This is a genomic window from Abditibacteriota bacterium (assembly GCA_017552965.1).
Taxonomy (GTDB): domain Bacteria; phylum Armatimonadota; class UBA5829; order UBA5829; family UBA5829; genus RGIG7931.
The window spans coordinates 1-24,612 of the sequence record JAFZNQ010000051.1 but is presented as its reverse complement, the minus strand read 5'-3'; the positions used below and the strand labels follow the sequence as shown (position 1 = coordinate 24,612).

19 protein-coding genes are annotated in these 24,612 nt (G+C 57.8%); 12 read left to right on the top strand and 7 right to left on the bottom strand.

Annotation, left to right across the window (positions count from 1 at the left end; translation table 11 throughout):
• The 4 genes from IK083_04975 to IK083_04960 form a co-directional block, all read left to right on the top strand.
• The coding region (locus IK083_04975; GenBank protein MBR4748910.1) for a hypothetical protein at positions 1-450 on the top strand (450 nt) is incomplete at its 5' end.
• A 136-nt stretch (positions 451-586) separates the two neighbouring features.
• The gene (locus tag IK083_04970; GenBank protein MBR4748909.1) at positions 587-1,726 is read left to right on the top strand and encodes a hypothetical protein; all 1,140 of its coding nucleotides are present in this window, start codon (positions 587-589) and stop codon (positions 1,724-1,726) included.
• Positions 1,727-1,744: 18 nt separating this feature from the next.
• Entirely contained in the window at positions 1,745-2,491 is a 747-nt protein-coding gene (locus IK083_04965) for a hypothetical protein (protein MBR4748908.1), read from the top strand.
• A gap of 89 nt (positions 2,492-2,580) precedes the next feature.
• Entirely contained in the window at positions 2,581-4,632 is a 2,052-nt protein-coding gene (locus tag IK083_04960; protein ID MBR4748907.1) for a hypothetical protein, read from the top strand.
• Between the two features lie 56 nt (positions 4,633-4,688).
• Here IK083_04960 and IK083_04955 read toward each other — a convergent pair whose 3' ends face one another.
• Complete coding sequence (locus tag IK083_04955; protein MBR4748906.1) at positions 4,689-5,696, bottom strand: nucleoid-associated protein; 1,008 nt, start codon at positions 5,694-5,696, stop codon at positions 4,689-4,691.
• A 154-nt stretch (positions 5,697-5,850) separates the two neighbouring features.
• Between IK083_04955 and IK083_04950 the strand changes: the two genes are divergently transcribed.
• From IK083_04950 to IK083_04940, 3 genes are all read left to right on the top strand, one after another.
• Complete coding sequence (locus IK083_04950; GenBank protein MBR4748905.1) at positions 5,851-7,185, top strand: hypothetical protein; 1,335 nt, start codon at positions 5,851-5,853, stop codon at positions 7,183-7,185.
• A gap of 14 nt (positions 7,186-7,199) precedes the next feature.
• Positions 7,200-8,207 (top strand): peptidylprolyl isomerase, encoded by a 1,008-nt coding sequence (locus tag IK083_04945; protein ID MBR4748904.1) that lies wholly within the window; start codon positions 7,200-7,202, stop codon positions 8,205-8,207.
• A gap of 140 nt (positions 8,208-8,347) precedes the next feature.
• Complete coding sequence (locus IK083_04940) at positions 8,348-10,321, top strand: hypothetical protein (protein ID MBR4748903.1); 1,974 nt, start codon at positions 8,348-8,350, stop codon at positions 10,319-10,321.
• Positions 10,322-10,415: 94 nt separating this feature from the next.
• On the opposite strand, the gene lon is transcribed toward IK083_04940, so the two are convergent.
• The 5 genes from lon to IK083_04915 form a co-directional block, all read right to left on the bottom strand.
• Positions 10,416-12,836 (bottom strand): endopeptidase La, encoded by a 2,421-nt coding sequence (lon, locus tag IK083_04935; GenBank protein ID MBR4748902.1) that lies wholly within the window; start codon positions 12,834-12,836, stop codon positions 10,416-10,418.
• Between the two features lie 15 nt (positions 12,837-12,851).
• Complete coding sequence (locus IK083_04930) at positions 12,852-13,253, bottom strand: Hsp20/alpha crystallin family protein (GenBank protein ID MBR4748901.1); 402 nt, start codon at positions 13,251-13,253, stop codon at positions 12,852-12,854.
• Between the two features lie 67 nt (positions 13,254-13,320).
• Entirely contained in the window at positions 13,321-15,774 is a 2,454-nt protein-coding gene (gene gyrA, locus IK083_04925; protein ID MBR4748900.1) for a DNA gyrase subunit A, read from the bottom strand.
• A 212-nt stretch (positions 15,775-15,986) separates the two neighbouring features.
• Complete coding sequence (locus IK083_04920; GenBank protein MBR4748899.1) at positions 15,987-18,155, bottom strand: discoidin domain-containing protein; 2,169 nt, start codon at positions 18,153-18,155, stop codon at positions 15,987-15,989.
• Positions 18,152-19,522 carry a hypothetical protein gene (locus IK083_04915; protein ID MBR4748898.1) on the bottom strand — a complete coding sequence of 457 codons (1,371 nt, stop codon included), beginning with the start codon at positions 19,520-19,522 and terminating at the stop codon, positions 18,152-18,154. The genes IK083_04920 and IK083_04915 overlap by 4 nt, the downstream gene beginning before the upstream one ends.
• Positions 19,523-19,674: 152 nt before the next feature.
• Between IK083_04915 and purE the strand changes: the two genes are divergently transcribed.
• From purE to IK083_04890, 5 genes are read left to right on the top strand one after another with little or no spacing between them, the layout of a single operon-like run.
• Positions 19,675-20,124: a 5-(carboxyamino)imidazole ribonucleotide mutase gene (gene purE, locus IK083_04910; GenBank protein ID MBR4748897.1), complete on the top strand. Its 450-nt coding sequence runs from the start codon at positions 19,675-19,677 to the stop codon at positions 20,122-20,124.
• Between the two features lie 10 nt (positions 20,125-20,134).
• The gene (locus IK083_04905) at positions 20,135-21,442 is read left to right on the top strand and encodes an adenylosuccinate lyase (GenBank protein MBR4748896.1); all 1,308 of its coding nucleotides are present in this window, start codon (positions 20,135-20,137) and stop codon (positions 21,440-21,442) included.
• 1 nt (position 21,443) lies between these two features.
• The gene (locus tag IK083_04900) at positions 21,444-22,484 is read left to right on the top strand and encodes a phosphoribosylformylglycinamidine cyclo-ligase (protein ID MBR4748895.1); all 1,041 of its coding nucleotides are present in this window, start codon (positions 21,444-21,446) and stop codon (positions 22,482-22,484) included.
• Complete coding sequence (locus IK083_04895; protein ID MBR4748894.1) at positions 22,484-23,116, top strand: phosphoribosylglycinamide formyltransferase; 633 nt, start codon at positions 22,484-22,486, stop codon at positions 23,114-23,116. The genes IK083_04900 and IK083_04895 overlap by 1 nt, the downstream gene beginning before the upstream one ends.
• Complete coding sequence (locus IK083_04890; GenBank protein MBR4748893.1) at positions 23,116-24,093, top strand: ROK family protein; 978 nt, start codon at positions 23,116-23,118, stop codon at positions 24,091-24,093. The genes IK083_04895 and IK083_04890 overlap by 1 nt, the downstream gene beginning before the upstream one ends.
• A gap of 330 nt (positions 24,094-24,423) precedes the next feature.
• Here IK083_04890 and IK083_04885 read toward each other — a convergent pair.
• Positions 24,424-24,612 (bottom strand): hypothetical protein (locus IK083_04885; protein ID MBR4748892.1); only part of this gene is annotated, 189 nt, incomplete at its 5' end.

The window sequence follows — 24,612 nt, the reverse complement described above, 5'->3', positions numbered from 1 at the left end:
GGCTACGCCATAGTGCTGGACGAATACTACAGATACGGCGCCGCCGCCAATATGGCCATGCACAACGTGATCTTTGGCTCCGAGCTCTTCAAGACCATGGAGTCGGCCCTCAAAAACGGCTCCATCACCGATTGGAACGGGGTGGGGGCCTCCGTCACGGGCTTTGTGTCCTGCCTCGCCCTGAGCTTTGCCAGGATCAGGATACCGGGCTTTCCCTTCAATCCCATAGCCTACGCCATGATGAGCTCGGCCCAGACCAGGGCCCTGTGGTCCTCCGCCATGATAGCCTGGCTGTGCAAGGTGATCATATTGAAATACGGGGGACTGAGAGTATTTACCAGGGCTCTGCCCTTCTTCCTGGGTCTTATCCTGGGCGACTGTCTGGCGGGCTCCTTTTGGTGCATCGTGTCCATCATCCTGCACGCTCCCACCTATTCCATATTTCCCTGACCGCGAAAATACCGCCCGACGGGCGGATTTTTTTTGACGTAAATATTGTCGGATAGATTTTTGATGCCGTAAAATGCTATAATAGAATTAACAGTCTGTCTATATTTGACCGGCTTACTTCCGAAAAGAGGCACCTATGGCGAAGAAAATCACTTGGCGTTCCATACTCATCGCGCTCATACTGACCCCCATCAATATCTGGTGGGTCACAGAGTATGAGATCTGCATCGACGCAGGCAGCTCCACGACTCTGTCTATCTTTTATACCTCTGTATTTACGCTGCTCATTCTGGTGGGCATCAACTCCCTCATCCGCAGGTTCAGGCCGGCGACGGCCCTGAGTCAGGCGGAGCTGTTGGTCATCTATATCCTGCTGAACGTGACCGCTTCCGTGTGTTCCCACGACTATATGCAGGTATTCATGTCCACCATGTGTTATCCGGTCAGATACGCCACTGCGGAAAACAACTGGTACAACCTGATCATCAACCGCATCCCCGACTGGGCCATAGTCAAGGACAAGGAGACGGTGGCCGCCTTCTACATAGGCAACGACAACTTTTTCCAGTGGAAATACTTCCAGCACTGGCTGCGGCCTCTCTGCATATGGGGCTCCTTTATGATGGTGATGTTCTACGTCTTCCTGTGCCTGAACACCATACTCCGCAAGCAGTGGTCCGAGAGTGAAAAGCTGTCCTATCCTCTGATCAGCATGCCTCTGGAGATCACCAAGGAAAAGACCAATTTCTTCCGCAACAGCGCCATGTACTTAGGCGTGGGCATCGCCTTTGTGTTCACCATAGTGCAGGGCCTTTCCACCATATGGCCCAGCTTCCCTATAGTCAACCTGAAGAATCTGGACCTGTCCCAGTATCTGGTGAATCCGCCCTTCAACGCCATAGGAGTTACTCCCATCAGAGTCTATCCCATCGCCATCGGCATCACCTTCCTGGTGCCGGCAGACCTCTCTTTTTCCTACTGGTTCTTCTATCTCTTTATGAAGTTCCAGTACGTTTTCGGAGCGGCGGTGGGTATCAACACCATTCCCAAGTATCCCTTTATCAACGAGCAGTGCTTCGGCTTTTTGGTGGGTATATTCGTATTTTCCCTCATCATGGGCTGGGGCCATTTCAAGAAGGTGCTGGGCAGCATATTCAACAAGGCAGCCCTTGACGATGCGGAGGAGCCCATGGGCTACCGTCACGCCGTGTGGGGCGCCATATTGGGTATGTGCGCCATGATGCTCCTGAGCCACGTGCTGGGGACCGCTCCCTGACTGGCCATTACCCTGGTGGTGTGCTACTTCATCATCTGCGTATCCATCACCCGCACCCGGGCCGAGCTGGGCTGCCCCTGTCATGAGGTCAACTGGTCCGATATCACTTCCATCATGATATCCAACGGCGGTACCGCCACTCTGGGCGCTCAGAACCTCATAGCCATGCAGCTGTTTTATTGGTTCAACCGGTGCTTCCGCAGCAACATGATGCCCATACAGCTGGAGGGCTTCAAAATGGCGGAGCACTCAGGCATGAGCTACAAGAAGCTGGGCGTCACCATGCTGGTATTTGCATTTTTGGCCATAGTCATAGGCTTTACCATAGTGCTCGGAGATTATTACAAATACGGCGCCGCCGCCAACATGCCTCACAACACCATAGACCAGGGCAGCGAGGTGTACGTCACTCTGGAATCCGCTCTCAAGAACGGCAACCTGACCGACTGGAACGGAATAGGGGCCGCCATCACCGGCTTTATCTCCTGTCTGGTGCTGAGCTTTGCCAAGATCAAGATGCCGGGCTTCCCCTTCAACCCCATCGCCTACGCCATGATGAGCTCGGTGCAGACCAGCGCTCTGTGGTCTTCGGCCTTTATCGCCTGGCTGTGCAAGGTGATCATACTGAAGTACGGAGGTCTGAAGGTGTTTACCAAGGCCCTGCCTTTCTTCCTGGGCCTTATCATAGGAGACTGTCTGGCAGGCTCCTTCTGGTGTATCGTGAGTATCATACTCCACACCAGGACCTATCCCATATTCCCCTGAGAAAACAGCCGCCCACCGAGGCGGCTTTTTTCGGACACGGATACAGCCGGCGCGCTCCGGCGAGACCTTGCGAGCAGTGAGGAGATCATATGTACGTTCTGGAAAACGCGGCTCTGAAAGCCGTATTTGATGAAAGGGGCAGGCTCACCTGCCTTTCCTGCGGTGGCGTCAACGTCATAGACGCCCCCGCCGACGAGACGTTTTTTGCCAATCTCACCCGGGGGACGGCTCTGGAAAACCCGGTGTATTCCTCGGAGCAGGCCGTGACCGTCCGGTGCTCGAGGACCCGTCTGAGAGTGTCAGTGGAAGGCCTGTCCTTCAGGGACGGCCGGGGGCGCCCCTTGTCTGCGGATATCTCCCTGGTGTTTACAGCCGAGCTGAAAAAAGACGGGCTCATCTTCAGCGCCGAGGCGGACAACAGAAGCCCCTTTAGCATACTGGACTTTGAATATCCCATCATAGGCAAGGTCAGGGACCTGGGGGCGGGAGCGCCCTCTCTCTTCTGGCCGGAGCCCTTCGGAGCCCTGTACACCGACATAGGCCGGAGGCTTGCCGCCGGCTCCCACAGGGAAAACGGTTCCAACTGTATGAAGCTCACCTATCCCGGCTACGGTATCATGGGCTACTGCGCCCTGACGGACCGGGAGAACACTCTGTCCCTGAGCCTGCGGGACCCGGACTTCTACAGCTGCGCTCTGAAGGTCCGGGGCTATCCGAAGGAGCCGGGCTGCGTGTCTCTCAGCTGCACAAAATTCCTCTGCGCCGGACCGGGCAGGACCGCCGCGCCGCCTGTAAAGGTGACCCTGGGGAGAGAGGACTGGCATGGGTCCGTGAGGGACTATGCCAAATGGATGAACGCGCATAGGCCCCGGCACGCTGCTCCCCGGTGGACCCGGGATATGTCAGGCTTTTTCCTGGTGATCATGAAGCAGCAGTTCGGGTGTGAGATGTGGGGCTACGAGGATCTGCCCCTGCTGTGGCGCCTGGCCCGGGAGCACGGCTGCGACACTCTGGGCCTCTTTGGCTGGTACGGCACGGGACACGACAACAACTATCCCGACATAGGCCCCGGAGACAGTCTGGGCGGCGCAAAAGCCCTGAAAAAAGCCATCCGCGCAGTGCAAAAGGAGGGGGGCAGGGTGGTGCTGTATCATCAGGGGCACCTGATAGACAGAGGCAGCCCCTTTTATGGAAGCGGCGCCGGGAAGAGCATCGCCTGCAAGACCGTGTGGGGACAGGAATACGGGGAATACTATCCCAAGTCTCACAAGTCCGACGCTCTGCAGCTCTTTTCCAACAAGCTGTTTTCCATAGCGTGTCCCTCCTCGCCGGAGTGGCAGGCCCTGATGACCAAAAAGCTGCGGGAGCTGGCGGCTCTGGGCGCCGACGGCTGCCTCTTTGATCAGATAGGCGGGATGCCTCCCTATCTCTGCTTTGACAGCGGCCATCCTCACAAGGATCACAATCCCGCCCTGGCCCTCACGGGAGGGCAGCGGGAAATGCTGGCCCGGCTGGAACGGGAGGCCCGGACCCGGGGGCCCGAATACGCCTTTCTCAGCGAGAATATCACCGATCTCTACAGCCCTTATCTGGACGCGGTCCACGGCATAGGCTACTGGCCCGGCAGGCAGGGTGAGAGAGCCGTGTCCCCCGAGAGCGGGACTGTCATCAGGTATCCCGAGGTGTTCAGATACGCGTTTCCGGACACTGTGATCACCGTCAGGAACCCACAGCCTACGGCGCCCCGGCGCCTGACAAACTTTGCCTTTGTGTTCGGCGCTCCTCTGGAGCTGGAGATCAGATATTCCGCAGACAAGGAAGACGTGCTCGGGGACGCCTTCAGGGAAGACAGAGAGTACGCCCTGACAGTGTCGGGATTTCGCAAAAAGTACAGGAAATACCTCTCCGGCAGGTTTGCGGATACGGACGGGATAGAGGGGGGAGCCCCGGCTCTGTTTGCCAAGGCATACGTAAAGGGCCCCGTGACTTGCGTGGCCCTGTGGAACGACAGCGGGGAGCCTGCGCTGCCGGATATACGCGTCCCCGGCAGGGAGCTGGTCTTTTTTGCCACTCCGGAAGGGGAATATTCCGACCAGCAGACCATGGCTCCGGATACGGTGGGCCTGGCTGTCTATCGCTGACGGACGCCCTTCTCATGACGCAAAAAAAGCCCTGCCAAACAGGCAGGGCTCTCTCTTTATTTTTGGGCAAACTTTTTGGTCTCTATCAGCAGAGACACCCGGGAAGGGTCGGACCTGTCGATGGTGACCAGCTCCTTCACGTTGTCCGCGTTCCCTGACACTGTCACGTTGTAGTCGCAGACGTAGGTGATCTTTTTGGCATGCTTGTCGGCCCATTCCTTGTCCGGGGCAAAGGTGGTCTCGGGCAGGCCCTTTTTCTGGAGCCCCTCCACGTATTCTGCTCTCATTTGATCTTCGGAAATAGCAGTGTTGGCTGCGGCGATCACGTCCATCTTGTCGGAGCAGGACTGGGTCTTGATGGTCTCCCGCAGGACTTCCGGCTCCCGGGGCTGCAGCTTGTCCTGATTGGCGTTGATCCACTTTTCGGTCTCCTTTACCACCAGCTGGGTCATCTGTCTGGGGGTGGGGACTGCGTGTCCCTCCAAAAAGCCTTCTATCCAGCTCTTGCCTACCTCGGGCTCTTCGCCCCGGCCCTGTGACTGATTGCGGAAGATGAAGTCGTATTTGGCTCCGGCGGAGTAGGCGCCTATGATGGCTCCCCGGTTGACTGTCTTGGCTGTGTCCGGGAGAGTGAAGATGGGCTCAAAGGCCACCCGGTCGCTCTGCAGCATGAAGGAGCGCACCGGCTCCAGCTTCAGAATGGCGACGTAGTCCCTGTCGCGCTCCGTGTCGGCAAACTGCACAATGGCCAGATACACGGTGGTGTCGCCCATGTTTTCGTGGTTGCTGTAGAACCAGTAAGCCATGATCGTGCTCTGTTCATAAAAGGAGGTCGCGTCCGTCAGCATTTTCCCGGCGCACACGCATACGGTGCCCTCGGCGGATTCGAACCTGCCTGTCTTGACCGTGGCCGAATTGATGATATTGCGTATATGTTCCCCGAAATACTGCGCCATGCCCTGGGTGGGAATGTGATCTGCCGGCGCAAGCTCTACCTTTTCCTGACGGTAGTTGATCTTGTGGATCAGCGCCTTCCTGACCTCAATGGCTTCTATGTTGAGCATAAATTACCTCCGGTGTTGTAGTGGCAAGATTTATTATACTACTTTTACTTAAAATAATAAAGAATTTTTTTGCAGGCCCCGGGGAATTTTCATTGACGAAAGAGTCGGATGAGTGCTATACTGAATATAGAGATGTGTTTATCGGAGGAACAAAATGTCCAACATCAAATTCACTATATCTGTCCTGGTCCTGGCGGCTGTACTCCTTTCGCTGGCCGCGGCTGCTTTTGCCGCCGGTGAGCTGAAGAGCTACGTCCGCGCAGACGACAAAGCCTTTGACTACAGCCTGTCCAAGATACAGCTGTACAACAACAGACAGGTGTCCGTGTCCACCTTTGATATGACCAGCCAGGAATGGCAGGGCGAAAAGTGGACCCACAAGGTGCAGATATACTATCCTTCTCAGTGCACCATGAAGTCCATAGCGTTGCTGCTGGTCACCGGAGGCGATCCTTCAAACGACAAGACCATGACCCTGGTCCAGGCCTGTTCGGCCCTGGCTGCTCCCGTGGCTATCATATACAACATCCCCAATCAGCCTCTCTTTGAGAAGACGGAGGATGCCCTTATAGCCTACTCCTTCGAGAAGGCAGTGGAAGAAGACGACCTGTCGTCCTGGCCCCTCCTGTTCCCTATGGTCAAGAGCGTGGTAAAGGCCATGGATCTGATCGAAGAGTTTACCAAGGACAATTTTGATACCGCCATCAGCCAGTTCGTGGTGGCCGGCGCCTCCAAGAGAGGCTGGACCACCTGGCTCAGCGCAGGTATCGGCGATGCCAGAGTATGCGGCATAGTTCCTCTCGTTTTTGATTTTCTGAAGATACCCGAGCAGCTTGCTCATGAGCAGGAGTCCTACACCGAGCTGTCCGACCAGCTGAACGACTACAAGGACATCAACATCCTGGACGTCATCAAGACTCCTCAGGGAGCTGCCCTGATAGAGGCCGTGGATCCCTTTACCAACAACGACGCCATGACCTGCCCCAAGCTGCTCATCAACGGCACCAACGATCAGTACTGGACTCTGGATTCAGCCAGTCTCTATTTTGACGACCTGAAGGGTACCAAGAACTATCTGTATTACAAGGTCAACGGCAATCACTCCACCGGCGATCTGTCCGTGCAGAACATCAGCGGCTATATCGGCACGCTGAAGGCCTTCATGAACCAGTGCGGCGGCGAGTCTGCCATGAACAGAATGACCTGGAAGTGGAGCGAAGAGGGAGACGATATAGTCTGCCGCATCAAGACCGATCCCGCTTACGTGCAGGCGGTCAGGACCTATGACGCCGAGGCTTCGAGAAGAGACTTCAGGAACGTCCGCTGGGTGGCCGGTCAGAACGTGACCAGAGAAACCGACGGCTTTGTATTCACCGTCAAGAAGCCCAAGGGCTCCTTCAAGGGCGCTTTTGCAGAAGTGACCTTCATGTCCCAGAACGGCGCTTACACTCTGTTTACCACGCCCTACATATTTGACGGCACCAAGTAAGAAAGGCTCACTGTATGAAAAGACTGATCATATCCTTTGTCATCCTTGCCCTGGCCATTTCGGCCTGCAGCGTGTTCGGCGCTCCCGCCAAGGCTGCCAAGACCAAGACCAAGGCTCCTGTCACGGCTGCCGCTCCTGCCAAGGCCGCCGCTCCCGCGGTGGTAGCTCCCCAGAAGGGTGAGAGCCATGACGCATTTATGGAAAGAGTGCTGGCCATGCCGGACAACACCATCATAGCCAGAGTGGACGGAGTGCCCATCACCAAGGGTCAGCTGATAAAGCAGCTCTGGATGGGTCAGGCCACCACCGAGCTGGAATCTCTCTGTGAGAAGAACGCTCTCTATGGCGAGATCAAAAAGGCCGGCATCACCGTATCCGACGCCGAGGTAGAGGAAGAGATCAACAAGGCCTTTGCCGCCAATCAGATCACCGACGTGGACGCCTATCTCGCTTCCAAGGGCATCAGCAAATCCCGCCTCATGTCCGACATGAGGATGAACCTGCTGGTGAAGAAATACGCCGACGTCAAGTTCGCAGCTACCAAGGATGACGTGAAGGACTATATCAAGGCAAGCCATATACTCATCAAGTTTGACCCGGCAGATCCCGAGGAAGAGCAGGATGCCAAGTGTCTGGCCAAGATACAAGAGGTGAACGCCAAGCTGAAGGCCGGCGAAGACTTTGCCGAGCTCGCCAAGGAATACTCCGAAGACAACACTGCCTCAAAGGGCGGCTCTCTGGGATGGTTTGACCAGAGCGTGAACTACGTGCCCGAATTCAAGACGGCAGTGTTTGCTCTGGAGGAAGGACAGGTGTCCGAGCCCGTGAAGACAGACTTTGGCTATCACCTGATCAAGGTGGACAAGCTGGGCAAGAACGCCGACAAGGCGGACCTGGAAGAGATCAATACCTCTTCTTCCTTCTCCTCCAAACGGAGTCAGGAGATGAACAAGTGGTACAATGATATCATGGACAAAAAGCAGATAGAGAACTATCTGGCTGCTCCCTCCGCCAAGGAATAAACCAACAATAGTGCGGCTCCCGTGGGAGCCGCTTTTTTTTGTCCGGCCGATATATGCTATAATGATAATAAGGATCGGTCCGAGGGGCTCTGCGAGCCCGGCCCGCTCCTCAATAAAGAAACAAATAAAGGCGAGATACTATGAAGATGACACTGATCCTGCTGATGATCCTTGCTGCGGAAGCCCTGGCGGTCACACTGCACGCCGCATCCTTTTTTGACTTTGACCGCACCATATCCTGCGAGACCCTGGAAGCCTATCTCTCCCGAGCCATTGTCATGAGCGCTCTGGCCTGCGATGCAGAAGGCATCCCCTCCAAATACGCCGATGACGACCTGAGGGCCATAGCCAACGTGAAGCCCAAGTTTTTGGGCAGGGTCGCCCTGGCAGGCAGCTGTCCCGCTGACGACGAGCTGCACTTTGCCTCTGCCCGGTCAATGGCCCAAAAGATCCACGCCATAGATCCGGAGATCATATTGCAGGCGGCAATACTGGAGGCAGTCTATTCCTGCGAGTGTCCGGAGGCTGTGGCTGCCGGCAGGACCACGGGAGTGGAAAAGATACCCGTTCCCGCCTGGGTCTTCGAAGCCTTTGGGCTGGAGCCTGTGAGCCGGTGCTTTGACTACGAAGCCATGCTGTTCCCCGACGGCAGCTATCGCAACAACTGGACCCGCGGAGGCTCCGTGCCCGATATCACCCGGCAGGAAACTCAGATGTGGTATTATTACAGGGCCCGGCGCTATATAGACGCGGGCTACGAGGCCATCCATTTCGGCCAGGCAGACCTGGTAGGCAAAAGGGATGAGGGAAGAGCTGAATGGAGCAAGCTGCTGGGCATGGTCAGGGATTACGCCAAAACCAAGGCCCGCCGGCACTATTTGCTGTGCGACGCCCACTTCTTCGCGGAGAACGCCCGGGTGGGAGACAGATATCTGTGGGATTTTCACGCCTTTCCCCTGAGGCCCGTATCCGGCACCGAGCCCTTTGAAGCCACTCTTGCCAAGGGACACGGAGACGCCGGCTATGACACCATGCCTCCGGGGATACACCCGGCAGGGTGGGAGTGCGACGTCATACCTCAGCTGTATGAGATAGACAATTTCTTTGACGGCATAGACGGCAAGCCCGTGTACAACGTGTGGGGCACCGACGAGATATGCTGGTTCGCCAACTGCCCGGAGGACTATCGCAACAGCTTTCTCCTCTACGCCACGGACTGGCTGAAAAAGAACGTCCGCCGGGGCTATATGTCCATGCCCGGCATACGACCCGCCACCTATCCTCTGTGCGTCGTGGGATGGGACGGCCGCCAATACAGGTTCAACACCCGGTCCGAAGCCTGTCCCGAGGGCTTTGGACAGGAAGAGACTGTGAAGGCCATCTTTGCCCGCCCCTTTGAGTGGACGCCCATCACCAGACCGCTGCCCGGCAAAAAGGTGGTCCGGGAGCTCCTGGGCTTCAGGCCCGGCAAGGCCACCATCGAGGAGACCTTCAAGGTTCCGGTCTATACCGACAACAGCATATATACCGATGAGGCTCTGCGGCTCATCTACAGGGCCTACGGCGCCTTCAGTCCCGGGGACGTGAAAGCGGAGGCCCTGAAGGAGATAGGGGAAAAGGGACTGGAAAGAAAGCCCTCGCTCCTGACGGAGAAAGGCCTTTCGTTTACCGGGAGCCGGAACATAGATCTGGTAGCGGAGACGGGGCCCGAGCCCAGCGTCTTTGTGAAGCTTACGCTGAAAAACAAGGCCTTTGACGGCGATCTGACCATCATAGCCAAGAGCTACTACAGCGAGAGCGGCTTTCACATCAAATACAGCAAGGATTCGGACGAGTTCTTTGGGGAGATAGCAGACGGCTCCGGCACGGTCCGCAGAGTGGTGTTCCCTTATCCCAAAGACGAAAAGGAGCACGTCATCGGCATGGTGGCAGACGGAAAGACCCTCCGGGGCTGGCTGGACGGCGCCATGTGCGCGGAGGTGCCGGCGGGCAGGATGGTGGAGAATTCCCTCAGCGTGGCCATAGGCGGCAATCTGAGAGACTGCGTCATAAGCGACATCAGGCTTTTTGATCACGCCCTCACCGTGGACGAAGCGAAGACTATGTGCAGATAATATGTCCGGCCGCAGCCGGGATGTCTGCGCCGGTCAACCGGCTCAAGAAAAAAAGGAACAAGAGGCTGCTCTTGTTCCTTTTGCTTATACGGGGTCATTTCTGTATGGCCAGCTCCAGCACCTGACCTATGTTTTCCACATAGTTGACCTTCAGCTCGCTGAGGATGGCCTCGGGCACGTCTTCCTTCACGTCCTTTTCGTTGGCCTTGGGGACTATGACCTGATCGATGCCGGCCCTTTTGGCTGCCAGCAGCTTTTCCTTGACGCCGCCTATAGGCAGCACCTTGCCTCTGAGGGTGATCTCGCCGGTCATAGCCAGTCTGTACACAGCCTTTTTGCCCGTGAGCAGGCTGACCATGGCGCTGACCAGGGTCACGCCGGCAGAGGGGCCGTCCTTGGGAATGGCGCCTGCAGGCACGTGGATGTGGATGTCGGTCTTTTCGTAAAAGGCGGGGTCTATGCCCAGCTCTTCGGCGTGGGCGCGCACGTAGGTGTATGCCAGCTGCGCCGACTCCTTCATCACGTCACCCAATTGTCCTGTGATCTGCAGATTGCCCTTGCCCTGCATACGGGTAGCCTCGATGTAGAGTATGTCGCCTCCAAAGGAGGTCCAGGCCATGCCTACCATCACGCCGGGCTCCGACACTCTGCTGTCTATCTCCTCGGCGGCGTATCTGGGAGCCCCCAGATATTCGTTGACCTTGTTCTTGTTGATCCTGACAGGGGCCCCTGCGCCGTTGTCCGCCCAGTAGCGGGCGCACTTGCGGCAGACGGCGGCTATCTTGCGCTCCAGGGTCCTGACCCCGGCCTCCATGGTGTAGCCGCGGATGAGCTCGGTGATGCCGTCCTTCAAAAACACTATATGCGCTTTGGTGAGGCCGTGCTCCTTCATCTGCTTGGGCACCAGGTGCTTTTTGGCTATGTGAAACTTTTCTTCCTCGGTGTAGCCCGGGAGCTCCAGTATCTCCATCCTGTCTCTGAGAGGGGTGTTGATGGTGTCCAGCCTGTTGGCCGTGGTGATAAAGAACACCTTGGAGAGGTCAAAGGGCACCTCCAGATAGTGGTCTCTGAAGCTGTCGTTCTGCTCCGGGTCCAGCACCTCCAGCAGAGCGGAGGCCGGGTCGCCCCGATAGTCCGACGCCAGCTTGTCTATCTCATCCAGCATAAACACCGGGTTGTGGGACTCGGCCCTTTTGAGACCCTGTATGACCTGACCGGGCAGGGCGCCTATGTAGGTGCGCCTGTGGCCCCGTATCTCGGCTTCGTCCCTGACTCCGCCCAGGGAGATGCGGACGAACTTGCGGTTCATGGCCCGGGCCACGGATTTGCCCAGGCTGGTCTTGCCCACGCCCGGAGGGCCCACCAGACACAGGATGGGATGCCGGGCCTTTTCGTCATTTCTGAACTTTTTCACAGCCAGATATTCCACTATCCTGTCCTTGACCTTTTCCAGACCGTAGTGATCCTGATCCAGCACCTTCTGCACCTTGTCCAGATCCAGTATGTCGTTGGTGTAGGTGTTCCAGGGCAGGGACAGCATCCAGTCCAGATAGGTGTGGGCCACGGTGTATTCGGGCGAGGAGGGATTGATGTGTCCCAGCCTGTCCGCCTCTCTCAGAGCCTGCTTTTCGGCCTCGTCGGGCATGTGGGCCTCGAGTATCCTGTTGCGGAGCTCCTCGTTTTCCTCCACCGGGTCCTCCGAGTCTCCCAGCTCCTTGTGTATCATGCGGATCTGTTCTCTGAGGAAAAACTCCTTCTGGTGCTGGTTGATCTCCTTGGTGACTGAGTTCTGTATCTTGACCGAGAGCTCCAGTATCTCTGTCTCCCTGTTGATGGCCAGATACAGCTTGCGCATCCTCTTGCGTATGCCCACGGTCTCCAGCCAGTCCTGCTTTTGCTGGGTGTCCACGGGCATATTCATGGCTATGTTGTTGGTCAGGAGCCCCGGATCGCCGATGGTGGATATGGAAGCCAGGTCGTCGGGTATCACCGGGGACAGCTCGCAGAGCTTTTGCCAGGCGGAAGCCAGAGAGCGCCTCAGAGCCTCTACCTGCACGTCCTCTCCGGGCATCCAGTCTTCTATGTCGGGCAGCTCCGTGACCCTGGCGGTGATGTAGGGCTTTTCGCTGATGATCTCGGTGATCTTTACTCTCTTGAGCCCCTGGACCAGCACCCGCTGCTCCTCGTTGATCTTCAGCATGGAGTGTATGGAAGCCACCACGCCCACGTCATACAGGTCCTCGGTCCTGGGATTTGCGCGGGTCTGCCGCTTCATGCCGTGGAGGCTGATGTATTTTTGCTCCTTTAATACAGCGTCGTCTATCAGCTGCATAGACTGTTTTCTGGTGATGATAAGAGGCATCACCAGCTTGGGAAGCAGCACCGAATCCTTCAGGGGCAGAATGCTGATGGTCCGTTCTTCCAGATCCGGGATATTCTCATCGCTCTGGAAAAGCGGGGCTATGCCGTCCTTGGCAAAAAGAATGGGGACACCGTTTTCTATGTCCGGTTTCATATAGTATTTGCTCCTTTAGTCTGCTATCGATATGTGAGTGGTAATATTGTCTTTCTTGGTCAGCTCTATGGTCAGTATCCCGCTGCGGAACTCGGCGCGGGCCGAGCCGGGCTCTATGAAGATGCCCGCCGGGATGTCTATGCGCTTTTCGAAGCTGCCGTAATAGATCTCCAGCCTGTGGTATTTGATGGGATTGGCAAAGGAGGGCTCCTTTCGCTCGCCGTTGATGATCAGACAGTCAAAGGTGTCGGAAAAGGCTATGCCTATATCCTCCTTGGCTACGCCTGCCAGGGCTACGCGTATATACAGCCGGCAGGAGGTCTCGAAAATGTCCACTTTGGGCTCCCATACGTCATCCTTTTTGTTGTGTCCCTGCTTGAAGAGATGAAACAGGGTATCTTCACCGATCTTGCGCATTGTGTGTCGTCCTTTCTGATATCCGAATATATTATACGATATACAGCGTCAAAATAATTCCTGACTTTTATTCGTCCACTATACCCAGACCGCCTTCGGGCTGCCGGGGCTCCGGGGCGTCGATCTCCTTTTGCAGATCGTCGGGATTGGGCAGTCTTTCTATGGATACCACCCTGGCCTCGGGACTGGCGATCTTGTTGGGCTCCAGCTGTATGATGCGCAGCCCCTGAGCGCTGCGGCCGGTCTCTCTGATGTCTCTGATCTTCAGGCGGATGGTCCTTCTGTCGCTGGCGGCTATGAGAATGGTGTCCTTGTCCTTGACGGTGACTGCGTTGACCAGGAGACCCGTCTTGTCGGAGCACTTGAAGGTCTTGACGCCCTTGCCGCCCCGGGCCTGCTGCCTGTATTCCGCCAGGTCCGTCTGCTTGCCGTAGCCGTATTCGGTGACGCACAGCAGCCTGCCCTGTCCGCCGGCCAGAGTCATGCCCACTACCCGGTCGTTGGGCGACAGCTTGATGCCCCTGACGCCGCCGGAGGTCCTGCCGGAAGCCCTGACGTCCTGCTCGGCAAAGCGTATGCTCATGCCTTCGGCAGTGACCAATATGATCTCGTCTGAGCCGCCGGTGGCCAGGGCCCAGCGCATGACGTCGCCCTTTTCCACGTCAAACACCAGGAGCCCGTTGGACCTGATGGAGCGGAAGTGTTCCAGAGAGCAGCGCTTGACCTCTCCCTTTTCGGTGGCCATGACCAGATAGCCCGAGAGCTCGCTGCTGTCCAGCGCCAGATTGGCCACTATCTTCTCCGAGGGCTCTATGCCTATGAGGTTGATGACGGCAGTGCCCTGCTGCTGACGGGTGGCCTGAGGTATCTCAAAGGTCTTCAGCTTGTACACCTTGCCTCTGTCCGAGAAGAACAGTATGATGCTGTCGGTGGACGCCGTGAATATGTTGTTTATCCTGTCCAGCTCTCTGGCCCCTATGGCCAGCTTGCCCTTGGGGGTCTTGTAGGAGGACCTGAAGGTGTCCAGAGGCATGCGCTTGACATAGCCGTCCTTGGTGATGGTGACTATGTTGTTTTCTTTGGGTATCAGCTCGTCCTCGCCTATGTCCTGAGCTTCCTTGTTGATGATCCGGGTGCGCCGGTTGTCCCCGTGGGTGTCCTTCAGGAGGATCAGGTCATCCTTGATGTAGCCCAGGAGCTTTGCCTTGTCCGAGAGCAGGTCCTCCATAAAGGCGATGCTCTTGAGGAGCCTGACCAGCTCGTCCTCCAGCTTGGTGCGCTCCAGGCCGGCCAGCTGTCTCAGCTGCATATCCAGAATGGCCGTGGCCTGCTGCCAGGTGAGGCCGAAGGTCTGCATCAGCTGAGTGCGGGCCTCCGCCGCCGAGGAGGAGCCGCGGATGATGGATATCACCCTGTCTATATTGTCTATGGCCGTCAGCAGACCTTCCACTATGTGGGCCCGGCGAAGGGCGAGCCTCAGGTCGTATTTGGTCTTGCGGATGGTCACGTCGTAGCGGTGCTTCAGATACAGCTCCATCATCTCCTTCAGAGAGAGGATCTTCGGCGCTCCGTCCACCAGAGCCAGCATGATGATGCCGTAGCTCTTGCGCAGGTCGGTGTGCTTGTAGAGATAGCTCAGTATCTTCTTGGCGTTGGCGTCCTTTTTGAGCTCTATCTGTATCCGCATCCCGTTGCGGTCGGAATAGTCGGGGATGTCGGATATGCCGTCTATCTTCTTGTCCTTTGCCAGGCGGGCGATCTTTTCTATGAGAGAGGTCTTGTTGACCTGATAGGGCAGCTCCGTGACTATGATGGCTTCTCTGCCGTTTTCCATGTGCTCTATGGCTGTGACTGCCTGCATGGTGATGGAGCCGTGACCAGTCTCATAGGCCTTTTTCATACCGCCGGTGCCCAGTATCAGGCCGGCAGTGGGGAAGTCGGGGCCCTTGATACATCCCATCAGGTCCTCGGTGGAGCAGTCGGGATGGTCTATGAGATACACGAGACCGTCGCATAGCTCGCTCAGATTGTGAGGAGGTATGTTGGTGGCCATGCCCACCGCTATGCCCGAAGAGCCGTTGGCCAGCAGATTGGGTATGCGGGAGGGCAGCGTGAGAGGCTCCCGGCGGGTCTGGTCGTAGTTGTCGCCCCATTCCACGGTGTCCTTTTCCAGGTCCCTCAGCATCTCTATGGCATAGGGAGACATGCGCATCTCGGTGTAGCGCATGGCTGCGGGTGGGTCGCCGTCGATGGAGCCCATGTTGCCCTGAGCGTCGATAAGAGGGTATCTGGCGTTGAATACCTGAGCCATCCTGACCATGGTAGGGTAGATGATGGCTTCGCCGTGAGGGTGATAATTGCCCGAGGTGTCGCCGGCTATCTTGGCCGACTTTCTGTGAGGACTGGCGGGAACGAGATTCAGGTCGTTCATGGCCGTCAGTATGCGTCTCTGGACAGGCTTCAGCCCGTCGCGGACGTCGGGAAGGGCCCTGGATATGATCACGCTCATGGCGTAGTCCATATAGGAGGTCTTCAGCTCATCGGTAATATTTACACCAAAAAAGTCTCTTGCTATCTTGTCGCTCAAATCCTATCTCCGTAAATCAGTGTGAATGCCTTAGGCACAAAAAGACATTATATATTATATCATACTATGGCGAAAAAATGAAACGATGAGGGCGGGGGAGGGCGCAGAGAAGGGGAGCGACCGGGGGGCCGGAGGGCCCGCCCGGATCAGAATATCTCTATTTCCGTAAGCTCGTTGAGGCCGGACCAGGGCTCTTCCCTGCACTGACTCTTTCCCAGAACGATCTTCACGTATCTGCCCCGGGCAGGACCGGGGCTGATGGTGTATTCCCACCGATGGGCAGGGTCCGCAGGGGAGTATTCCGCGGGGACCATGGGGGACGCATAGTCTGCATGTTCGCTCCTGAGAGTATTCTCGGGATGGATCCCCAGCACCTTCAGAGGAGTGAAGCCGGTCCCGTCGGCCGACACGAAAAACCGCACCTCCGAGGGGACGAACCTGTAAACGCCGCCGATGCTGCGGAAGCGCAGCGCTATGCTCTCCGGATCTTTTTCTTCTGCCAGATCTATGGTGATCTCCGGCTCTGGGTCCTCTCTCGACGAGGCCCAGAAATTTTCGGGGTCATCGGTCCCATAGATGCCGTCGGTCAGGCTTTGGGCGCTGTTTTCATATCCCGGGAGACAGCCGGACACCAGGCACTTTTTGCCCCAGGCCAGGTCCTTCGGGTCTTTGGGAGCAGGGAAGGGCGGCGGCTTCAGGTGGCTCTTCTGCAGGCTGCAGAGCCTTGTGATCTGCCGGCACAGGGGAGCAAGTCGCCTTTGGACTTCTTTGTCCGTGGGGCTGCCCTCTGCCAGAATGCTGTCGATGGCGCATCTGCACTCAAGTAGCCTAAAGCGCAGGCTGTTCCTGCTCCATGGCGGTAATTGCCGCTCCATCTGCCTGACCAGCTCCAGGGCTCTTGCAGAACGCGACAGGTCGCCGGATACGTTCCAGCCCGTCCTTCTGTGGGATGCTTCCAGTATGTCAGCAAGCTCCCGGAAGGCCCCGGTCGTCTTGGTAGAAAAGAACCAGCCCGAGTATTCTGCCAGCACGTCATCGGCGCTGCGGCTCTTGTCCCACATATATGCCAGATACTGAAACTTGGCCGCGTCCTCATAATACCCCTCTGAGTAGGGCCAGCACGCAGAGACTCTGTCCTTCATCAGGTCCCACACCCGGGCGTTGAAGCCGGTCAGTATATTGGCTCCGTAGCCTCCCCAGGGGAAGGAGCCGTACATGGATATCTCCGGAAAAGCGGCCAGGGGTATATGGGGCGGTCGGCGGTCCAGCTCCGTCTGCAGATCGTATTCGTCCTGTCCGGTGATGACTCCCGCCACAGCCTCGGCCTCCGGGGAGGCCAGGAACCCGTTGAGGCCGGCTATTTCTCCTTCGTTGCCTCTGAAATAGTCCATCTTCCAGGCAGACAGCCATATCTCACATCGGGGGAACAGTTCCCGATAGCGGGGTATGATCTCTCTGACCGCCTTGATATAGCCGTTGCCTCCGTAGGGAACGCAGTCGCTGCACCAGCAGCCTCCCTGGTCGTAGGGCCATATCCAGAAAATATCCACGTTGTCAAAGGCAGTGGCTGCCTGAGCCAGATTGTCGGCTATGAGCCGGCGGGCCTCGGGGATGGAGGGACACATCTCGGTGCCGTAATTCCCCGGATTTTTGACTCTGACTCTGTATTCCTCGGGGCTGTCGGCGTAGCCTTCGTTGGCAAGACAGGTCAGGCCGAACTTCATGCCCAAAGAGTTGGCGGTCTTCTGGATATGCCGGAGCCTTCCGATCTGCTTTTGGGCATCGGGATCGGCAAAGCCCATATACTGGTGCATGTCAAACCAGACCTGCACGGCGTTGCAGCCCCAAAGGACCATATCCTCCAGCAGCCCGTCTATCTCTTCGAGAGGGGCGCACTCGTAATAATTGGCAAAATGCGAAGCCAGATACATTCCCCGCAGGTCCATGTCCGGGGTCTCCGCATAGCTCCCCATGGGGCAGGTGAGAAGGCCCTTTGCAAAACTGCACTGCCTCAAAAATGAGCCTATGCCGGCCATCAGGTCATTGCCCTCTATGAGGACCGAGTCAGCGCCGGCCATGACCGAAAATCCCGGCTCTTGGGTGTGCCTGACCGTGATGACAAAGGGGGATGGACCGGCGGCGACGGGGCCGCAGCGCTTTTGTATCTCTTTGGCGAGGAGCCCGGCTCCCCGGAGGCTGAGGTCGTCGCCGGAGCCGGACAGCAGCAGGGCGTCGGTCCTGACGGCTCTTGTCCCGGCTGCGAAGGCCGGCAGAGACATGAGGACGGTAATCAGTACAAAGAGCAGGGCTTTCACGACCGGGTGACTCCTTCTATGACGAACCGGTCCTTGTCAGCGGGACCGTACCACTCCAGAGGGGCTGCGCCGTTGGTGGCTATGTTCCTCACGGTGAAATTGCGCAGGTCCGTATATGACAGGCATAGGATGCCGGGGGCGTGTCTGCCCTCCGCCTCATATGACACGTTTTCTATCAGCACGTTTTCCAGCAGCTCTCTATTGCCCGGGTCGTAGGGGATGGGGGCCCGGATCAGGTCATAATCCTTTTGCGCCGAGGGATGATAGATAAATACGCCGCTGATGCCCGGCTGGCCGCAAAACAGGGCCGCCCCGGCGTCGCCGGTCATATAGAGGCCGTCCACGAGCAAGTCTCTGACGCAGCCCGTCAGATTGACCCCTGTCCGGGCCCGGGTGTGCACGTTCCTGACGGAGATGCTGCCGATGTCTCCGGGCCTGCACCGCAAAGCCGGGTCAAAGTCATAATAGGCAGGGTTGTCGTCACCTATGCGCAGGCACATCTGGGACTGGGCAGTCTCGCCGTAGCGGCTGACGTCATATACGTCGGATATGGCCACGTTGTAGATGCGGTTGCCATGATGGGCCAGGAGCCTGATGACGGCGCACAGACTGGTGATGCCCCGGACGCCTCTGATGATGACGTCGTGTATGTGGGTGTCGGCTCCTGTGACGTAGTCGGAGCGGTCCTTCCTGAAGCCCTTAAGGGCCGTGAGGGCTATGAAGTCGTCCCCGGTCTCCCCCTCTATGTTCTCGATGAGTATGTCGCTGCAGCCTATACGCAGGTCTATGCCGTCCTGGTTGCGCCACCTGATGGCTCTGTCCTCCAGATGCCGGGTGAGCCTGAAGCGGAGGTCGTGTATGTGTCCGTTGCGGGCAAACATGAAGGCCATGGCCCACCAGCGCTGGTCCCGGCAGGTCAGGCCGGATATCTCAAAGCGCTCCACGTTGTGCAGATAGATGAACAGATTGGCGGATATGTGGGGCATGCCCCCCGTCAGGCTGGTATCCTCGTTGAGACCGTTGGGGAGCCCTCCGTCCAGGGTGGCTCCGCGCAGGCCCCTGATGGTTATGTGGGACTGAAGCCCCCGGGGAGAGCAGCCCTCCGGCGACAGGGCCAGGCTGTTGCGGAACATATTGTCAAAGGAGCCGTCTGCCATACGCAGCAGGCACCCGTCAAGGATGACGGTGATGTGGTCCGGGAGCAGGACGGCAGTGTCTATGACCCACAGGGCCTGCCCTCTGCGGCGGTTCATGCGGGGTATGACGACGGTGTCGAGCCCCAGCCTTTTGGCTTCGGTGACGGCAGCCTGTATGGCGGCCGAGTCGCTGCCTGACGGGAAGTCGTTGGGGTCGGTGAAGTATTTCATAGCGCCTCCGTGATAATGTCCATTAGAGCTGATAGATATATGATACACTATCGGCGGCATTTGGTCAACGGGGAGAGGGCTCTCGTTTGCAGTCTTTCCCGATAATTGGTATAATTTATATGTAAAAAATATACTTCCAAGAGGTCGTGCGTATGCCAAAAGCGTTAGTGGTCATGGGCTCCCGTTCCGACTGGGACACGGTCCAGAAGGCCTGTGATATATTGGATGAGTACAAGGTGGACTATGAGCGCGTGGTGTGCTCTGCCCACAGAAACCCCGAGAAGCTGTTTCGGATAGCCTCTGCCGCCGAGAGCGAAGGCTATGAGGTGGTCATAGCGGCGGCGGGAATGGCCGCGGCTCTGCCGGGCGTCATAGCCGGGCTCACCCCTCTCCCCGTCATCGGTATCCCCTGCAAGAGCGCCAATCTGGACGGCCTTGACGCCCTTTTGTCCATTGCCCAGATGCCTCCGGGAGTGCCGGTGGCCACAGTGGCCATAGACGGCGCCAAAAACGCCGGCATACTGGCGGTCCAGATACTGAGCGTCAAATATCCGGACCTGCGCCAAAAAATGATCGAGTACAAAAATTCACTGAAGCAATAAGGAGCCACACATGTTAGACAGATATTCTCTTCCCGAGATGAAGCAGATCTGGTCCGAGGAAAACAAGTTCCGGACCTGGCTGGACGTGGAGATCGCCGTAGCCGAAGCCTGGGAGCATTTCGGCACTGCCCCGGCAGGCACTCTGGAAAAGATCAGAGAGCACGCCTCCTTTACCGTGGAGCGCATCGAAGAGATAGAGCAGGAGACCCATCACGACCTTATTGCTTTTGTCAAATGCATCACCGAAAACATGGGCGACGAGCAGCGCTTTGTCCATTACGGCGTCACCAGCTACGACATCGAGGACACGGCTCTGGCTCTGAGGCTGCGGGCTTCGGCGGACATCATCATCCGCGATCTGGAAGCCCTGCAGGCCACCGTGGGCCGGCTGGCCCGGGAGCACGCCCATACTCCCTGCATAGGCCGCACTCACGGCGTGCACGCGGAGCCCGTGACCTTTGGCTTCAAGATGTGCGTGTGGTACAGCATGCTGTGCCGGGATATAGAGCGGGTCAAGGCTGCCAGAGAAGAGATCAACACGGGCAAGATATCCGGAGCGGTGGGCATCTTCGGCAACGCAGAGCCCTATCTGGAGGAGCGGGTGTGCAACACCCTGGGCCTCAGGAACGCTCCCGTGTCCACCCAGATCATTCAGAGGGACAGACACGCTCAGCTGCTGTCCGCCTTTGCCATCGCCGCCTCCGACTGCGAGAACTGGGCCACCGAGATGCGCAACCTGCAGCGGACGGAGATACTGGAGGTGCAGGAGATGTTTTTGCCCGGCCAGCGGGGCTCCTCCGCCATGCCTCACAAGAGAAACCCCTGGCGCTTCGAGACCATAGTCGGTCTGGCGAGGGTGATCCGCGCCAACGTGATCCCCGCCATGGAGAGCATCACCTCCTGGCATGAGAGGGACAACACCAACTCCGCCTGCGAAAGAGTCATATTTGCCGACAGCTGCTGCGCTCTGGACTTCATCCTCACCTCCTTCAACAAGCTGATGAACAAGCTGGAGATCAACAAGGACAACATGCTGGCCAATCTGAGCAGGATGGGGCAGCTGGTGTTTTCGGAGCACGTGCTCCTGTGCCTCATACGCAAGGGACTCACCCGGGAAGAGGGCTACAAGGTGTGCCAGCGCAACGCTGCCAGGACCTGGGATGAAAACGTGTCCTTCCGGGAAGCTCTGGAGCAGGATCCCGTCATCCGGGAAAAGCTCAGCCGGGAGGATCTGGACAGCTGCTTTGACCTGGAGCACCACTACAGGAACGTGGACACCATACTGAAGCGGCTGGGTCTGGACGGAGCCGAGGTGTAATATGTCCGACAATTCCTACAAGAGCGCCGGAGTGGATATAGAAGCCGGCGAGCTGGCAGTACAGAAAATGAAGCAATACGTGCATGCCACGTACAACGACTGCTGTCTCACGGAGCTGGGCTCCTTCGGAGGCCTTTTCCGCCCCGACCTGTCCGGCTGCAAGGAGCCGGTGCTGGTGTCCAGCATAGACGGCGTGGGCACCAAGGTCAAGATAGCGGCCATGATGAACAAATACGACACGGTGGGACAGGATATAGTGAACCACTGTATCGACGACATACTGGTCCAGGGGGCGAAGCCTCTGTTTTTCATGGACTACTACGCCACCTCCCGCCTGGATCCTGCCGTGGCCGCGGAGATAGTGAAGGGCATGAGCATAGCCGCCTGCAGCGCCGGCTGCGTGATACTGGGCGGCGAGACTGCCGAGATGCCCGGAGTGTATGAAAAGGGCGAGTTTGACATAGCCGGCGCCATAGTGGGGCTGGCGGACAGAGCCCGCATAGTGGACGGCTCCCGCATAGAAAAGGGCAACGCGCTGGTGGGCATCCCTTCCTCGGGGCCTCACACCAACGGCTATTCCCTGATACGCAAGCTGTTTTTTGCCGACGGCCTCTTCACCACCGATTCCCGGCCGGAGCTGCTGGGCGGCGAGAAGCTGGGCGACGCCCTCCTGAAGCCTCACAAGTGCTACCTGAGGCCGGTGGAAAAGGTGCTGGACCGCATAGACGTGAAGGGCATGGCCCACATCACCGGCGGCGGCTTTTACAGCAACATAAAGCGCATACTGCCCAAGGATTGCAAGGCTGTGGTCAGGTCGGGCTCCTTCCCTGTGCTGCCCGTATTTGAGCTCATCCGGCAGACCGGCAACATAGACGACGTGGAAATGCACCGGGCCTTCAACATGGGTATAGGCTTTGTGCTGGCCGTGGCTCCCGGGGACGTCCGGGAGGTCATGGCAATTCTGGCGGACGCCGGAGAAAAGTCCTATGAGATAGGCGTTATTGAGGGCTCAGATGAGCCCTGTGTAGAGGTGATATTCTGATGAAGCCTGTCAGCATTGCCGTATTGGTGTCGGGAGCCGGCAGAGGCTCCAATATGACCGCCCTGATAGAGGGCTGTCAGCAGGGTGTGATAAACGGGAGCGTGACTCTGGTCATAGGCGTCAGGGCGGATTCGCCGGCCATGCTAAAGGCCGCGGAGCTTGGCTGCCGCACTCTGGTCATCGCCCCCAAGTCCTTTGACAGAGAAGAAGACTATCAGAACGCCGTGTATGACGCTCTGGCCGGGAACGGCACCGACCTGGTCTGTCTGGCGGGATATATGCGTCTCCTGGGCGAAAAGGTGCTCTGCGCCTGGCGCAACAGGATCATGAACGTGCATCCCTCCCTGCTGCCCAGCTTTTGCGGCAAGGGCATGTACGGCCACCACGTCCACGAGGCCGCCCTGAAACGGGGAGTGAAATTCAGCGGCTGCACGGTGCACATAGTGGACGAGACCTATGACACGGGCCCCATCGTCAAGCAGACGGTGGTCCCGGTGGAGCCCGGGGACACTCCGGACACCCTGGCGGCCAGGATACTGCCCAACGAGCACAAGACCTACGTGGAATGCGTGCGGCTGTTTTCGCTGGGCAAGCTGAAGATCAGAGACGGCATAGTATATATCGAGGAATGATGAAGATATACGTGGGTTTTGACGTAGGCGGCACCAAGTGCGCCTCGGTGTGCGCCACAGAGAGGGACGGCGGTCTGGACTTTGTCGGCAGGAAGGAGTTTGCCACAGACGGCATCGGCCCCGGCGAGGCCATAGACAGGTTTGTCTCTCTGGCGGAAGAGATACTGGCCGGGAACGGCGCCGGCTGGGAGTCGGCTGCCGGCATAGGCATCAGCTGCGGCGGCCCTCTGTCCTCCAAAAGGGGAGTCATCCTCTGCCCGCCCAATCTGCCGGGCTGGATCGACGTGCCTATAGTGGATATCATAGAAAAGCGGCTGGGCGTCAAGGCCTTTTTGCAAAATGACGCCAAGGCCTGCGCCATGGCGGAAAACACCTTCGGAGCAGGCAAGGGCGCCTCGAATATGATATTCTGCACCATGGGCACCGGCTTTGGAGCCGGGCTCATACTGGACGGCAGAGTCTATTGCGGAGAGTGCGATATGGCCGGAGAGGTGGGGCATCTGCGTCTGGCAGAGGACGGCCCCGTGGGCTTTGGCAAGAGGGGCTCCTTTGAGGGCTTTTGCAGCGGAGGCGGCATAGCCCGCCTGGCTAAGGCACTGGTGGCGGACAAACTGGCCAACGGAGAGGCTGTGGGCTTTTGCCCGGATATGTCCGGCGTGGACGCCATCACTGCCCGGACCGTGTGCGCCGCCGCCCGCGCGGGAGACCCGGTGGCTCTGGAAGTGGTGGAAACAGCCGGTGAAAAGCTGGGAGAGGGCTTGTCCCTGCTCATAGACATACTCAATCCCGAGGTCATCGTCATAGGCAGCGTGTTTGCCCGCAACGTGGACCTCTTCAAGCCCGCTGCCATGAGAGCCATAGAAAGAGAGACTATCTCCTATTCCCGGGCAGCCGTCAGGCTGGAGCCGGCGGCCCTGGGAGACAGCATAGGCGACTACGCCGCCATATGTCTGGCCATGGAGGCCGAAAAGAAATAAAGGCTTTGGCGGAAAATCATTTCGTGCCATGGGATATTGTGCCCCCGGTTTTTTTTCGGGGACCCCGCGATACGGCCCCTCCCATTTGCCGTCTCCGGCAAGCCGGAGCAATGAAACGGCAAACGGGCCCCACCGTAGATCTCTTACCGCAAACGGCCTTAAGATGCTATTGCCGTTTGCGCCGAGATGACGCGGGGTGTGGTCAGCCTGGCTGGAGCCTGCGGCCCTGGGAGACAGCATAGGCGACTACGCCGCCATATGCCTGGCTATGGAAGCGGAGAAAAAATAAAGGCTGCAAAAAAAAGCCGGACTCTATGGTCCGGCATTTTTTTATTCTTCTATGAATACAGTCTTGGCAGGCTCAGCTTCGTCTCTCTTCCATCTGTATTTGGTCTTGACGCGGCAGACGGTGTTTTGCCTGTCCATGAGATAGACCTCCTGGACGGTCACCAGACTGTAGATCTTTTCGTCGGGGATACTGGTGATATCAAAGGTCTGCATGGGGGAGACCGTGGCCTT

Coding starts and splice junctions, on each gene's coding strand:
- gyrA (MBR4748900.1), bottom strand. CDS start 15,774: ATGGACTACGCCATGAGCGTGATCATATCCAGGGCCCTTCCCGACGTC.
- IK083_04970 (MBR4748909.1), top strand. CDS start 587: ATGGCGAAGAAAATCACTTGGCGTTCCATACTCATCGCGCTCATACTG.
- IK083_04890 (MBR4748893.1), top strand. CDS start 23,116: ATGAAGATATACGTGGGTTTTGACGTAGGCGGCACCAAGTGCGCCTCG.
- IK083_04960 (MBR4748907.1), top strand. CDS start 2,581: ATGTACGTTCTGGAAAACGCGGCTCTGAAAGCCGTATTTGATGAAAGG.
- IK083_04940 (MBR4748903.1), top strand. CDS start 8,348: ATGAAGATGACACTGATCCTGCTGATGATCCTTGCTGCGGAAGCCCTG.
- IK083_04930 (MBR4748901.1), bottom strand. CDS start 13,253: ATGCGCAAGATCGGTGAAGATACCCTGTTTCATCTCTTCAAGCAGGGA.
- purE (MBR4748897.1), top strand. CDS start 19,675: ATGCCAAAAGCGTTAGTGGTCATGGGCTCCCGTTCCGACTGGGACACG.
- IK083_04900 (MBR4748895.1), top strand. CDS start 21,444: ATGTCCGACAATTCCTACAAGAGCGCCGGAGTGGATATAGAAGCCGGC.
- IK083_04955 (MBR4748906.1), bottom strand. CDS start 5,696: ATGCTCAACATAGAAGCCATTGAGGTCAGGAAGGCGCTGATCCACAAG.
- IK083_04945 (MBR4748904.1), top strand. CDS start 7,200: ATGAAAAGACTGATCATATCCTTTGTCATCCTTGCCCTGGCCATTTCG.
- IK083_04895 (MBR4748894.1), top strand. CDS start 22,484: ATGAAGCCTGTCAGCATTGCCGTATTGGTGTCGGGAGCCGGCAGAGGC.
- IK083_04950 (MBR4748905.1), top strand. CDS start 5,851: ATGTCCAACATCAAATTCACTATATCTGTCCTGGTCCTGGCGGCTGTA.
- IK083_04915 (MBR4748898.1), bottom strand. CDS start 19,522: ATGAAATACTTCACCGACCCCAACGACTTCCCGTCAGGCAGCGACTCG.
- lon (MBR4748902.1), bottom strand. CDS start 12,836: ATGAAACCGGACATAGAAAACGGTGTCCCCATTCTTTTTGCCAAGGAC.
- IK083_04905 (MBR4748896.1), top strand. CDS start 20,135: ATGTTAGACAGATATTCTCTTCCCGAGATGAAGCAGATCTGGTCCGAG.